The sequence below is a fragment of the Alteromonas sp. 38 genome (assembly GCF_902506055.1).
GTDB lineage: Bacteria > Pseudomonadota > Gammaproteobacteria > Enterobacterales > Alteromonadaceae > Alteromonas > Alteromonas lipotrueae.
The window spans coordinates 3772263-3785487 of record NZ_LR733300.1; the positions used below are offsets into that span (position 1 = coordinate 3772263).

The window sequence follows — 13225 nt, forward strand, 5'->3', positions numbered from 1 at the left end:
GCCGACATTACTATCGAACACCATCATGGTACAAAGTAAAACTCAACACATACAAACTGCCTACAAACTGTCTAAATCGAAAACGCCCTTTTCAGCAAGCGCTTCATTGACTGGCTTAACATTTTCTCGAAATAGAATTTCTAGCTGCAGTTTGTACTGCTGCCACCTAGCCTCTAAATCGTCTAAACGTTGCACTGCCCCAGCTTGCGCTGGCGCGCCGGTTCTATCGAAGTTATCCATTAAAAAGCGAACTTGTCGGTCGAGCATATTTGGCCAGTTTATGTCATCTTCAAAGGTTTGGTGTTTAGGTTGGATCACCAATGCCTCCCAATCATCAATAGCACTGACAATACGGTCAATTGAAGCTGACACTTCGCTGGCTAGTACCACATTCGACTCAGTTACCCCATTTAGCGTTTCACGCACGTTACGGGCTTTTTGCAAATGTTCAAATAGCTCATTTAATAAGTTTTCACTGGCCTGAATGCTTTGCTCAACAATTTGTAATTGGGCGGCATCAGCTTCTTCCCTTGGGTCTGGCAGTACTTTAAACGGTCGGGTCTGAGACTGCTCGCCTACAGTGATAGTTGCTTTATAGTCGCCAGGCATTACTCTGGCGCCATTCCAACCGCCAAATAACTTCACATTATCAATACAGTTCAAAGGTGAGCGTCGTAAATCCCATACAAACTCGTTATAACCTTCTTTTGTTGAAGGGTGTTTAAACTTCAGCGGGCTACGTGCGTCTTCGTTACCCTTGGCGCACTTTTCAAACGCATCTGCGGTTGACGATAACGTACGCACGAGTTGATTTTTCGAATCAAAAATATCGATACGAAGACTTTCACTCTCTTCAAGCTCATCTTTTAGGTAGTAACGGAACCTTGCTCCGCGAGGAGGGTTTTTCGCTTCTGGTTGGCCGCTCATATTGCCGCCAGACAACAAGCGCACACCGTCGACAGGGCTAAATTGAAACAGAGCTTCATTGTGTAATGAACCACTGACTTCACGCAGCGGGTTTATGTTGTCCAAAATCCAAAAGCCACGACCTTGAGTTGCCACAACTAAGTCATCACCTTTTACCTGCATATCAGTTATTGCAACAGGCGGCAAATTAAGTGCCATTTCTTGCCAGTTTTTACCATCGTCAAAACTAACAAACATACCGCTTTCAGTACCCGCGAACAGCATACCTTCGTGCTTTTTATCTTCACGTACCACGCGAACAAACGCATCTTCAGGCAAGCCTTTATCTATGCGAGTCCAGCGTTTTCCGTAGTTTTCTGTTTTATAAATATAGGGCTGATAGTCATTCAGTTTATAGCCAGTTACCGCTACATAGGCTTTACCCTCAGCGTGAACGCTTAGCTCAATAGCATTAACCTGTGCTTCTTTTTTATGAGGCGTAATGTCTTTCCAGTTTTTGCCTTCATCTTTGGTTAAATGTAACTTGCCATCATCTGCACCTACCCATAGTTCACCTGCATTTGCTGGCGATTCAGCAATATAGAAAACCGTATTGTAATATTCAGCACCGGCTTGCTCGTTGGTGATAGGTCCGCCGTTTAAGCCCTGCTTTTCTACCTCGTTACGGGTTAAATCTGGGCTTATCTCTTGCCAGTTAACACCTCTGTCGGTGGTTTTTAATATCATCTGCGTACCGTAGTACACTGTTTTCGGGTCGTGCAGCGACACCAATACCGGCGCATTCCAATTAGTACGGTATTTCTGATCTCGCGCGTTGCGCCCAAATACGTATTCAGGATAAGGCATGATAGGGCGAGTAAGCCCTGTGTCTTTGTTGAATTCAGTTAATGTGCCATTAATAGTGGTGGCGTAAATCAGCGTAGGATTGTCGGCATCAAAGGCGATATGTGCGCTTTCACCACCGCCTACGGCGAATTGCTCCGCGATTCCAATGCCCCCATCATAGGTAGAAGAAGGGGTCGCCATTGTGGTGTTATCTTGCTGGCCGCCATAGACATGGTAGGGTTCAAGGTTATCGGTAACTACGCGATAAAACTGCGCAGTGGGTTGGTTATAAATACTCGACCACGACTTTCCACCATCAAACGTTACGGTTGCGCCACCGTCGTTGGCATTTATCATATTCAGGCTGTTTTCAGGGTTTATCCACATATCGTGGGTATCACCGTGTGGCAATGATTTAATCTCAAAGGTTTTGCCGCCATCGATAGATTTATGCAGCTGTACATTCATCACATACAGGGTGTTTTCGTCGTTAGGGTCAACCTTAATATGATTGTAATACCAGGCTCTGGCTTTAAGAATATTATCGCCATTCATTAGCTGCCAAGACGCGCCAGCATCATCGCTGCGGTACAAGCCACCTTTGTCAGCTTCAATAATCGCGTAAACGCGCTTCGGGTTAGAGGCAGAAATATCTATTCCCACCTTACCCATAAGCTTAGGCAAGTTTTTTTCTAGTTTATCCCAAGTCTCACCACCGTCGGTGGACTTATAAATACCGCCGCCGTCGCCGCCTGATTTTACGAACCATGGTGTTCTTCCGTGGTGCCACATGCTGGCGTACAACACTCTTGGGTTCGACGGGTCTAGTGCTAAATCTGCTGCACCCGTGTCGGCATTAACGTTAAGTACGTGCTTCCAGTTTTTACCACCATCGGTAGTTTTAAACACACCGCGCGCTTCATTTGGCGCCCAAATATTACCTTGAACAGCCGCCCACGCGATATCTGGATTGGTGGGGTGAATGCGAATTTTAGGAATTTGACCACGGTTTTTTAAACCGACTAGCTCCCATGTTTCACCCGCATCGGTAGACTTATATACACCTTTACCATGGCTGGTAGTTACACCGCGAATAGGACCTTCTCCGGTGCCCACATAAATAACGTTGTGATCTGAGGGGGCTACAGCAATTGCTCCAATACTACCTACTTCAAAGTGCTTGTCAGACAACGGTTTCCAAGACAAACCGGCGTTATCTGTTTTCCACACGCCACCACCTGCGGCCCCCATGTAATAAAGGTTGGGGTTACCATCAACGCCTGAAACGGCAACAGAGCGACCGCCACGAAAAGGGCCAATATTACGATATTCCATTTTGTCGAAAAGCTTGGGATTAACGGTATCTTTTAACGCAAATGCCGGAAACGAGAGACTAACCAGCGCGCTAATAGACACAACTAAAGCCGCTAATGTTCGCCGTAATATCATTGTTAAAAGCCTTATTGTATTTAGTTTTTTAGGAAGGTTTGGTGCTTAATGTTTATATAGTGCAACGTATTTAGCCTTCAGGTGAAGACGTAAATGTTTAATGTATATCTATTTTATACCACTTTCTTACGTACAGAATAAAGCGGTAAAGAAGAGAACTGTTATGATAAGTCACACAAGGTTGCAATGCCGACAGCATTCTTTCCTTTATGCTTGGCGCTATACAATGCTTCATCTGCGCTCGATAGCATTTGGTTCGGCAAATCGGTCATCGTTAGCCGGTCTGGGGTAACACTGACTATGCCAAATGAACAAGATGCACTAAATGAATAGTCGTCCTTCCCGAAATCTGTTTTTGCAATGCGCTCACGAATTCGCTCGACCGTAGTAGGCGCATAATTCTCACCTTGTTTGCTGGCAAACAAAATAACGAACTCATCCCCTCCCAACCGCGCGATGCAATCAGACTGGCGAATATTTTCTTTTATAATAGTAGTGATTTGGGAGAGCAATGCATCACCATTAGCATGCCCGTATTGATCGTTGATGTTTTTAAAGTCATCTACATCAAATACGCATACCGATAACCAGCTCAACTCTCCACGTCGCATTAGGTTCACAGCTTCAGTTAAACGTATCTCCAAATAGCTACGTGAGAATGCTTGGGTTAAATGGTCATACATAAGCCGGTTACTCAGCAACCGCCTTTCTTCATAAAGATCATCTATATGTAAAACCAACACCCACGCAATACATGAAGTAACCGAAAATGAGCCTATCCAACTCAACGGAGGTAAATCAACCACCTGAATACCGGTGAACGTATCACAAAGGCCTGTAATCACCCACACGACATTTGCCACCAACAACAATAAAACCGTGTTCGTATTGCTATTTTCTTGCCTAATGCGTTGTCGATTAAACACTCTCACGAGTATAAAAATACAATAGGCGGCGAGTACTAATATCCATGCCCCCCACAACTGGAATAAAGCCCCATATTCTAAGCCTGTGTAGTACTGAGATGTTGAGTAGAAAGCATTACTAAGAAAGTACTGGTTAGGCACCATGGTCAACAAGGAAAAGACACCACAAATTACGTAGCACCACTTTAGAAAGGTTGGCACTTTGTATTGAAAAAAAGCAATGTAAAAATGCAGACTCAACACTATGGTAAACATAGCCGCGATAACGGTTATTCGGTTAGAAATACTGAGATAAGTAAGGTTATCGCTTGAGTTAACGAGTACCGCAAAGGCACCAAAAAAAATGCCACTGGTTAACGCTGAAAGCGCGAAAATCAGGTAATACTTCACGGACTCTTCATGGCGGGAAATCAAGCGATAATATAGAAGCAAAAAGAAAAAGCTTAAGAGCAAGCAGATACTGGCAGTAATAAACAAAGGGATAGAAGATGCTTGAACCATACTACTTGCCCATCTCCCCAACTCCCTTTAGTTATGTGCCTTCTGTAAGCGTCTTAGCGTAGAAATGCTCAAACAGAAGGCAACACTAATTCAGCTTTTACGCTCATATGTTAAGTGTATGTTAGCGCAAAAGCACTCTGCTCACTTGCTCTTAGTATAACGAACTTTGTCAATCTTGTAACGATGGAGGGTTTATTTTACGCTGCCCCGGTGGGTAGAAAGCCTTACATTTTGGATAAACCTATCATCAACAATAATAATAAGGGTAGCGCCCTAAAGCGCCGCCTTCCATGCCTTTTCAGGAAGTAAATATAACCCACTTTGGTGAGTGCTACCTTCCCCTACAATATGCCCAACACCTGCAGCCATTACAGCCAAGGTAACGTCAAAAGCATTCAAGCTATCACCATAGCCCGCAGTAAGGTTAAACATAGAGCCATCAGCCAGTAAGAATAGGGTTTTACCATTTAAGGTATAAGCATTCACGTAAGGCATGGGTTCGCAGTGGTTGGCATGTGCTTTAAGATATGGCACATCGATTTCTTGCGCCACATGCCCAACATTCAATATAAAGGTGCCTTCTTTCATCGCATCCAAATGCTTTGCACTTACCACACCGTAACCGCCAGTGGCAGTGGCAATAACATCGGCATCTTTTACCGCGCAGCCCAAATCAACTACCGGCCAACCATCATATTTAGCTTGCAGCGCGCGAGCAGGATCGAGTTCTGCTACTTGCACTTGTGCACCAAAAGCCTTTGCAGATGCCGCCACGCCCTGCCCCACTAAACCATAACCTATGACGACTACTACTTTTTCATGCAGGGTAAGATGTGTGGTTTGGAAAAACGTTTGCCAAGCACTTAAACCCACCATATGACGATTGTGTAAGCCTTCTTTAACGGGCAAATCATCCCAGTTAAAAATAGGATATTCAGGCTGCATACCGTTTAACCGCGTAATACCTGAACCTGTGGCCTCTAAACCAGCCACAATGTTCGGGACCTTCGCGTTTGCTTGCACTTTTTCATGTAAGCGCGTGGTTAAATCGGCCCCCATTTCACACAAATGAGTGGGTTTCCAAGCCAAGGCTTTGTCAAAAGAGTCTGACCAATCGGCGTTACTCATGTCTCGCCATGCATGAGCCGCAGCCCCTTTATCTACCAGATACTTTACCACATCATCTTGAACGGTAGTGGGGTTACAGGTTGTTAGAAAAACCTCACACCCACGAGATAATAACCCTTCAACCAATGGAGCCATCTTTAAATCTAAGTGCATATTACAGGCTAGCCTAATGCCGTCTAAGCTTGGAAGAGAGGAAATAGCTTCACGAGTGCGCGGCATATGTAAACTGGCCCATGAAAGCTCAGCTTGAAAATCTTGGTACATAGAAAAGTCTTAGTGTCGAAAAGGAGAAGGCACTATAGTACGCCACAATATCTTCGCCCTACAACTATCAATGCAGAACAAAACTAGCTAATCAAGGTATTGATATATAAAGATAGTTTTATATAGTTATGCTGCGCGCTGAGTTAACGACGCTTATTCAGCACAACAAGCGCAGCGCTTTAACTCAGTGCCATTATCAAAACTTCCAGTAGTTGAGTTTCTTTCTAATTTTGAAGTTTCTTAATAGGTTTCTAGGTTTTTTATCAACCCAATTACTGCCCACCATTACTTCAACCGCTTTCACCACCCGATGTGACGACTTTCCATCTAGATAGGGGGTAATTGATGGCCCGTATTTTTGAATGCTATCGATAAGTTCGGGCGAAGGTGACAACGCTTGTTTTATTGCACCTTCTAGCGCATCGCTTTCTGTAATGTTAATAAAACAATCGAGCGGGTCGCGGTTATTTACCGTCACGACAGGTTTATTTAAAAGTAAGAATTCTTGAAAAATAGAGGAGTTGTCACAAATCATCACATCCGCTCTGTGCAACGCTTCGATGACATGATTATTTTCAAAAAACATTAGGTTTTCACTTTCTAACGCTTTGTATTTTTCAACCGTAGAGGCGGCCATTTTCGGGTGCAATGTCACTAACCACTGCCAGTTCCCGTTTTGACTTAACCGTTTAACCTCATCATAGACGAACTCGGCGCAGGACAAGGATGCAGAGAAAGTAGAACCAAATAGCACCTGCGGTTTATCGTAATGTTCTGTCGATTGATATTGAAATAATGAGTCTAATTTTACCCACCCGGTTTCAACCACATTGTAGTGGCCTTTATTACTGCGTGTTAATGTACCCGTGCGTTCAGGCCCTTCTGTGCAATATAAATCGAACAGCCCACGTTCAGGATAAACATTACCTCGCTTACTTTCATTAAGGCCATGAAAAACCTGTACTTTAATGCCGGGAATGAAATTTGGCACTCTATCGCCGGGGACGAACACCGCATCAGGTTTAAAGCTTATAGCTTGCTCAATGGAAGCTAATGCCTGCTCGTTTTCGTGTAAAAAGTGTTTGGACGCATCATTTCCCACCACCAACCATTTAACCTGATGACCTTGCTTTATCGCTTCATTTTGTATGGGGCGAAGTATGTCGAAGGAGTAATTTTGTTCTACATATAAAAGAAAATTTAAGGGTTTCCCCACAGTACTCGATGGCGATGCATGCATATTCTTACCCTTCAATTTCAAACTCAAACCAAAACCAAAACCAAAACCAAAACCACGAATAGTAATGAGGCTGCAACTTTTTAGCAAATGGCTTTTGCAATCGTTACGCTGCGATCAATATTTACGCAGAATACGTACAAAACCCTTAGATCATTCAATGTTTTTTGCTCATCGATTTTATATTGAAACCGATGGGTATATTAGCTATTAAGGGGAAGACTCAGTGCCATCTGAATTACATAAATCACGGGCAATAGCGGCGCTTAAAAACGCGTTTATTGCTGACGCTTTGGCAATGCCAGTACATTGGTATTATAACCCAGCGGACATTTTAAAAGATTTCCCCGGTGGCATTCAGCAATTTGAAGACGCACCATCATTTCACCCCTCCTCTATTATGTCTTTGCATTCCACCAGCCAGGGGGGCCGGTCCAAAGCGTCTAAGCAGGAAAAGAAAAATATTGTAGGCGACGTTATTTTAAAGGGTAAACGACAATATTGGACTGGCGCTAATCAGCATTACCATCAAGGCATGAAAGCCGGAGAAAACACCTTAAACGCTCATTGCGCTAGAGTGGCACTGCGGGCTTCAACCGGTATTTATCAACAAGCTGCTTTTTTAGATGGGTACATTAAACTGCTGTGCGCAGATAAGCCAGCTCACCCAGACACCTACGCGGAATCGTATCATAGAGGCTTTTTTGCTAACCTAGCTGCCGGAAAGCCTGCCAATGATTGCGGCGCAGTGACTCACGATACGGCATCTATAGGTGGCCTTGTTACCATTGGGCCTGTAGCGCTTAGCTGTGCCCTTAAGGGGGATGCACTGAATGACATTCAACGTCTCTGCAGAAATCACTTGTATTTAACTCACCCCAGTGAAGACCTTGGTGCGGTTTGTGATGATTATGTCGAACTGCTGTATCGATTGCTCTACCGCACGGACGAATCGCCTCAAGACATACTTGAAGATATTGCCCTACGGGGGAATCATATATCTTTGGCAAAGCTGGTTGCCAAGAATAAAAGTGATATCGAAATAGTGGGTCGTCAATTCTCTCCTGCATGCTACATTTCTGATGCATGGCCCAGTGTGCTGTATTTTGCCTACCGCTACGTAGACGATGAAAAAAAAGCACTCACAGCCAACGCCAATGTAGGAGGGGATAACGTGCACCGCGGTTTTGTATTGGGTACAATCATGGGTTTGATTGAAGGCGCGCCAATTCGCGACATGTTTGGACAACTTGCTGATACAGAAGAGTTAGAGCATGAAATTCAGCAAGCTTGTAAAAATGAAAAATAAACCATTGAAACTTTAAGATTAAAAGCACGGACACTCAAACAATGACCATAGAGCGAATAGAAACAAAACAGCGTATGAGCCGTATAGTAAAACATAACGGCACCATCTATTTATGCGGCCAAGTGTGCGCCGATGCAACCCAAGGTATTACCGAACAAACCCAAACTATGTTAGATAAAGTGGATACCTTGCTAGCACAAGCGGGTAGCGATAAAGAACATATTTTATCAGCCACTATTTACATCAAAAGCATGGAATACTTCGCCGAGATGAACGCCGTATGGGACAACTGGGTGCCAGAAGGCCAAGCCCCTGCTCGCGCTTGCGTTACCGCAGATATGGCTCGTGAAGCGCTGTTAGTTGAAATAACCGTTATCGCTGCCGAGAAGCATTCGTAACAACCACAAATTGACGTTAGCGTGGCATATCTCACTTAATTAGCAGTTGTCAGATAAAGCGATGTTGTAATAATTGCTATACCCCATTACTGGTAAAGAAATAGCCTGCCATTTTATTCAAAGAGTCTGGCCGAATATTTACCGCCGCCAACTTTTTACTATATAAGGGCGCAAGCTTTTCTCGTAACGTGTGAGCTAATTCATCAGGTGTGTATGTGCTCTCTGGTTTGCCTAGTGCAATAACATCTAAATCGATTTGTTTCGTTAGTGGGTCCCAACTAATATTAGTTGGGGCAAATTGCCCGGTCACCCCAGAAGAAACCGTCACTGCGGGGTCGGTTTGGATCTCTTCCTTCTCGTCGTACCGATTTTGATTCGCCGGCGTAGTGACTGATACCGCCTCTTTTGTATCCTTAAGTACCATTAGCCTAGACAGCTGCCGGCGCCAGAATGGTGCACCTAACCCAGCCAGTAAACCCGTTAATACACAACCAAATATCCAGTCGATAGACATGCGATTGATGCCTTGTGCTAGCGGGCCAACTGAAAATGTTTTCGTTTCTTCGGTAGAAAGTTGATTCAATCTGTTTCTCAATTCAATCATTATACTACCGGCGTTAGTCGGATCACTCTCCGCCTGTAACTTATCGTTTAAACTTTCGACCTGCGTTTGAAGACGCGCCACCTTGTTTGCATCGTTACTTTCTAGCTCACTTATCAATGACACACTATTAATGTTTAGCGCTAGGGAAATTACGGTGGCTACACATGCCACTTTGATACCGGTCCTCAAACGAAATTGACTGGTGGCTCGATGGTCGCACTTCCCTACTCTGTCGGGCAACACCTGCTCTAATGTAGTAACCACTTTGGGCGTTGACACTTTAAGTGCCGTAGACAAAATATTGTTCATCAGTACCGACCGATTTAAATAAGGCTGTGGTTTGTCGCGTTCAGATGCCATTAACATATTAAGCTGCTCAAGTACGCTCGCACTTTGCGTGACATTAAGCTCAACATCATCCCTTAACGACAACCTCACTTCTTCAACTACACATTGACACCATTCCTCAAAGCCTCGCGTTCGGGAGCCAGTCATTAATATAAGCCTATCTGTTACTAAGGCTGAAAACTCAGCCACAGTAATAATCACCAATGTAAGCACTATGGCCGTATCAAGATAATCCATAATTTACCTCACAAGTCTAAAGATAAAGTATCGTTTTTAAATTTAGGAATAAACCGGTTGGCATTTTGAATAAAATCAACGGCGGGTAGCATGTACCCCTTATTCCCATCGCCAGCGATATGCATACCCAGCAGCGTTTTCCCATCACTACTAAGGACTGGTGAACCACTATCCCCACGCTTCGTCTCTCCATCGTAACTCGCAATAAGGCGATGTACCGCTTGAATACGGTTAAGCTCAGGCCCATAGGATACAATTTGTTGGTTGCCTCTTTTAGCGCATACATTGGATAGACTGATGGCACTTGCAGTGTTTTTAGGGGCAGTGACTTTGCCGCGCGGACTGTGCATGATGGCTGTCTTTGGTAATTCATCCATGTAATACAAAATTTTTGTCGGCACGGGCCCTGGAATAGCATTGCGTGCAAGCTCGAGGTTCTGTGGTTCTACTTTTGCAAACGCGACATCGAAGCTCCATGTATCAGTACCAAGCGGGGCGATATTTCCGCAAATACCGGTATAGCTCGCAATAACCTTTCCCGCATGTTTAATGGTGGCCTGCTGACAAGGCTGCTCGATGTTGTTAGCTAATAATCCAAATAGGTGAAAACAGCTTACAAGGTAATGCTCTGTATCACCTATATTACCCGTGCATCGCACTAACGCTACAGCACTACCGGAATCCGTTTCTTTTGTTTGAGTATTGATGACATCGATATAGCTCATTGCACTTTCCCCTCTTGTAAACTTTCAATCTTGGCTTTTATTTCCTCATAATTACTGAACTTTAAATCGATGTATCTTAGTGTTTTCCCCCATGGATAGCGCTCAAGCGACTTGTTAATCGTCACTTTTGCTTGAGCGGCCAAATCCTCTACTTTATCTACATAAAGTGCGGGGCAAATTGAATCTAGAGCACACAGTGTCACGGTAAGTACACCCTTGCTAAAATTCGAGTAGGCAAACGTAAAATCGTCACCACAATCTCCAGCTTCCATAGGAGCGCGCAATGCACACTTTAGCCTTCCTACATCATCATCGGCTTCGCAAACATCAGGTGTTGAGCTCAAGGCATTTGCTAAGCTTGCATGAGGCGTTAGCTTCTCGTTACTGGTAATGTTTTTACAATGTAGACTTTTTAGTAGAGGGTCGGTGGCGAGCTTCGCGAGCAATGCGCTTTTCACCGCGTCTATATTCTTCGCTTCAGGGGGGAGAGAAAACTGACCGGCAAGCGCTATTTCTCCTGATATAGTGCTTCCTAATAACGCTGGATTTTCCAAAACAATACCATTCGCATGTGTTCCCATTACCGGGTAGCCAATAACACCGAAGGTTTCATTCCATGTATTGGTTTTGCTATTTTCGCAGTTTTTCAACGCTGCTTGTGATGCCTCTTTAACGTTCTCTTTCGCAGCATCACTTTCAGTTTTTTTAACTGGCTCTTTAATCGATACGTTAATAATGGCGTGCTGAGTGCTGCTATCTTTCACTTTAATCGTAAAAGCTTCACCCGCTTTTGCCTCGCCTGTAAGCGTAACGATAACTCCAGATCCTCCTGCCACCGTCGAGACGTTTACCGATGAGTTAGGCGTTCTAGTTAACTGTGCGGAATAAGGCTTAGTTCCACCAGATACTTCAACGATTGCCGTTTGAATTACGCCCTGTGTAAATGCTAAAGAGGAATGATCGAGTTTTAGCTGGGTAGTAATATTATCAGTAAGGGCACCACAAGATTTAAACGTAGCTTCATTTAAGTTGAGGGGCATCGCCAATAAACCATTTAATTCGCTGGCTCTTGCCAACATAATTTGACGCTTCGCTTGCATCTCTCCCATGGCAACACTGATGTTAGAAATGACTTTTTCGTAAACGCTTATAATCGCATTTTTAACGTTCTTAGCATTCTCGGCGTTCTCTTTGTTTTTTTTATCGAAGTCCCCCTTCGCCTGCGCTAACATGCCATCGAGAACTTTGTTAACATCGGAACCGTCCGCACTAGCGAGTGTGGTTTGTAGTATTTCAGCGAAGTCTAACCCGGGCGTAAAATATTGTGCGTAATCACTCAATGCAGCTATTTGCGAACCGATACTATCTGTACTCGCCAATGTTGACGTTAAGGCTTCATCGACGGCCACACGAATGCTATCCACTTGCGCAAATACTCTAGGCCCAATCGTGGAAGACTTTGCAAGCAAGGTGTTGGTGCTTTGAAGTAACTGTGCGGCCCGCTCTCTGTCGCTGTCTATCACCTTTAACTGGGCCTGCGCTGCCGCTTTTAAGCTCTTGGTGGAATCATCATAAAGGAAGAGTTGGTTCACGGCGTTGGTCAAGTCTCCAGCCGCTATGGCGTACTCGTCCATTGCGCTACGAAGCCGTTCGGCATTGTTTTGAATATGCTGATAATTGCTAGTAATTCCCACCATAGGGCTAACAATATCTTTTATGCACACCATTGCTCGCATACCAGCAATATACTGCGCACGCCTGCCAACATTTTCATTTGCCGTTCCTAAATGATAGGCGCCCCCTCCGAGCAACCCCGCCGCTTTGAACGTATCAATATTGGCCTCGAAAGCTGCTAAACCCAATGTTACTGTGCCAAGGGCAATCAGGCCTTGGCTTAAATCTTGGCTCTGCTTTGCATCTTCTAAAAGCTTTCTGCGGTAGCCGTCGTAAGTGTAATCAACGTAAGCCATTGCCCGCTGAAGCTCTACTTCGCTTGACTCACACGAGGTGCAATTTTTTGTGTTAACGGGGCGAGGGTCCTCAACATAAGGAAAAGTAGTACAACCAAGTAGGGAGCTTACCAAAATACACATTGTCGATAATCGACTAGTGGTTTTTTCTCGGTTCAATAACTTACCGAATAGCGACTTGCCAAAATTGGCATAGCAGTCGGAATTAATCACGTTCATGTTGCCCTCATAATCCATTTTTATTGGTATATATGAGCAGTGCACGAACCTTTATAATTCTCTCACCTAAATAGCATTTTTATTTTTTTGGGTAGGAGCAATACCAATGACGAGACGATAAAGACAGGATTTAGCTGAGCCAGGCTTAACCTCTAGCC

The 13225-nt window shown here is 44.3% G+C and carries 9 protein-coding genes; 2 read left to right on the forward strand and 7 right to left on the reverse strand.

Annotated features, from left to right (window positions below):
- Positions 1 to 60: 60 nt before the first annotated feature.
- From FLAVO9R_RS16355 to FLAVO9R_RS16370, 4 genes are all read right to left on the reverse strand, one after another.
- Complete coding sequence (locus tag FLAVO9R_RS16355; protein WP_159533042.1) at positions 61 to 3201, reverse strand: WD40/YVTN/BNR-like repeat-containing protein; 3141 nt, start codon at positions 3199 to 3201, stop codon at positions 61 to 63.
- A 161-nt stretch (positions 3202 to 3362) separates the two neighbouring features.
- Positions 3363 to 4628 carry a GGDEF domain-containing protein gene (locus FLAVO9R_RS16360; RefSeq protein ID WP_159533044.1) on the reverse strand — a complete coding sequence of 422 codons (1266 nt, stop codon included), beginning with the start codon at positions 4626 to 4628 and terminating at the stop codon, positions 3363 to 3365.
- A 273-nt stretch (positions 4629 to 4901) separates the two neighbouring features.
- Positions 4902 to 6020 (reverse strand): adenosylhomocysteinase, encoded by a 1119-nt coding sequence (locus FLAVO9R_RS16365; protein ID WP_159533046.1) that lies wholly within the window; start codon positions 6018 to 6020, stop codon positions 4902 to 4904.
- A gap of 196 nt (positions 6021 to 6216) precedes the next feature.
- The gene (locus FLAVO9R_RS16370) at positions 6217 to 7260 is read right to left on the reverse strand and encodes a UDP-N-acetylglucosamine 2-epimerase (protein ID WP_159533048.1); all 1044 of its coding nucleotides are present in this window, start codon (positions 7258 to 7260) and stop codon (positions 6217 to 6219) included.
- 223 nt (positions 7261 to 7483) lie between these two features.
- Here FLAVO9R_RS16370 and FLAVO9R_RS16375 point away from each other — a divergent pair, with 223 nt between their 5' ends.
- Together FLAVO9R_RS16375 and FLAVO9R_RS16380 are read left to right on the forward strand one after the other, a co-directional pair.
- On the forward strand, positions 7484 to 8566 hold the full coding sequence (locus tag FLAVO9R_RS16375) for an ADP-ribosylglycohydrolase family protein (protein WP_159533050.1): 1083 nt from the start codon (positions 7484 to 7486) through the stop codon (positions 8564 to 8566).
- Between the two features lie 41 nt (positions 8567 to 8607).
- Positions 8608 to 8964 carry a RidA family protein gene (locus FLAVO9R_RS16380; RefSeq protein ID WP_159533051.1) on the forward strand — a complete coding sequence of 119 codons (357 nt, stop codon included), beginning with the start codon at positions 8608 to 8610 and terminating at the stop codon, positions 8962 to 8964.
- A 76-nt stretch (positions 8965 to 9040) separates the two neighbouring features.
- Here FLAVO9R_RS16380 and FLAVO9R_RS16385 read toward each other — a convergent pair whose 3' ends face one another.
- From FLAVO9R_RS16385 to FLAVO9R_RS16395, 3 genes are read right to left on the reverse strand one after another with little or no spacing between them, the layout of a single operon-like run.
- Positions 9041 to 10153, reverse strand: coding sequence for a hypothetical protein (locus tag FLAVO9R_RS16385; protein WP_159533053.1), 1113 nt, complete (start codon positions 10151 to 10153; stop codon positions 9041 to 9043).
- 8 nt (positions 10154 to 10161) lie between these two features.
- On the reverse strand, positions 10162 to 10878 hold the full coding sequence (locus tag FLAVO9R_RS16390; RefSeq protein WP_159533055.1) for a hypothetical protein: 717 nt from the start codon (positions 10876 to 10878) through the stop codon (positions 10162 to 10164).
- On the reverse strand, positions 10875 to 13067 hold the full coding sequence (locus tag FLAVO9R_RS16395; protein WP_159533057.1) for a hypothetical protein: 2193 nt from the start codon (positions 13065 to 13067) through the stop codon (positions 10875 to 10877). Before FLAVO9R_RS16395 ends, FLAVO9R_RS16390 begins: the two co-directional genes overlap by 4 nt.
- Positions 13068 to 13225 lie beyond the last annotated feature (158 nt).

Excerpts from the sequence above, each read along its gene's own strand:
- FLAVO9R_RS16355 (WP_159533042.1), bottom strand. The coding sequence starts at position 3,201 with ATGATATTACGGCGAACATTAGCGGCTTTAGTTGTGTCTATTAGCGCG.
- FLAVO9R_RS16360 (WP_159533044.1), bottom strand. The coding sequence starts at position 4,628 with ATGGTTCAAGCATCTTCTATCCCTTTGTTTATTACTGCCAGTATCTGC.
- FLAVO9R_RS16365 (WP_159533046.1), bottom strand. The coding sequence starts at position 6,020 with ATGTACCAAGATTTTCAAGCTGAGCTTTCATGGGCCAGTTTACATATG.
- FLAVO9R_RS16370 (WP_159533048.1), bottom strand. The coding sequence starts at position 7,260 with ATGCATGCATCGCCATCGAGTACTGTGGGGAAACCCTTAAATTTTCTT.
- FLAVO9R_RS16380 (WP_159533051.1), top strand. The coding sequence starts at position 8,608 with ATGACCATAGAGCGAATAGAAACAAAACAGCGTATGAGCCGTATAGTA.
- FLAVO9R_RS16385 (WP_159533053.1), bottom strand. The coding sequence starts at position 10,153 with ATGGATTATCTTGATACGGCCATAGTGCTTACATTGGTGATTATTACT.
- FLAVO9R_RS16390 (WP_159533055.1), bottom strand. The coding sequence starts at position 10,878 with ATGAGCTATATCGATGTCATCAATACTCAAACAAAAGAAACGGATTCC.
- FLAVO9R_RS16395 (WP_159533057.1), bottom strand. The coding sequence starts at position 13,067 with ATGAACGTGATTAATTCCGACTGCTATGCCAATTTTGGCAAGTCGCTA.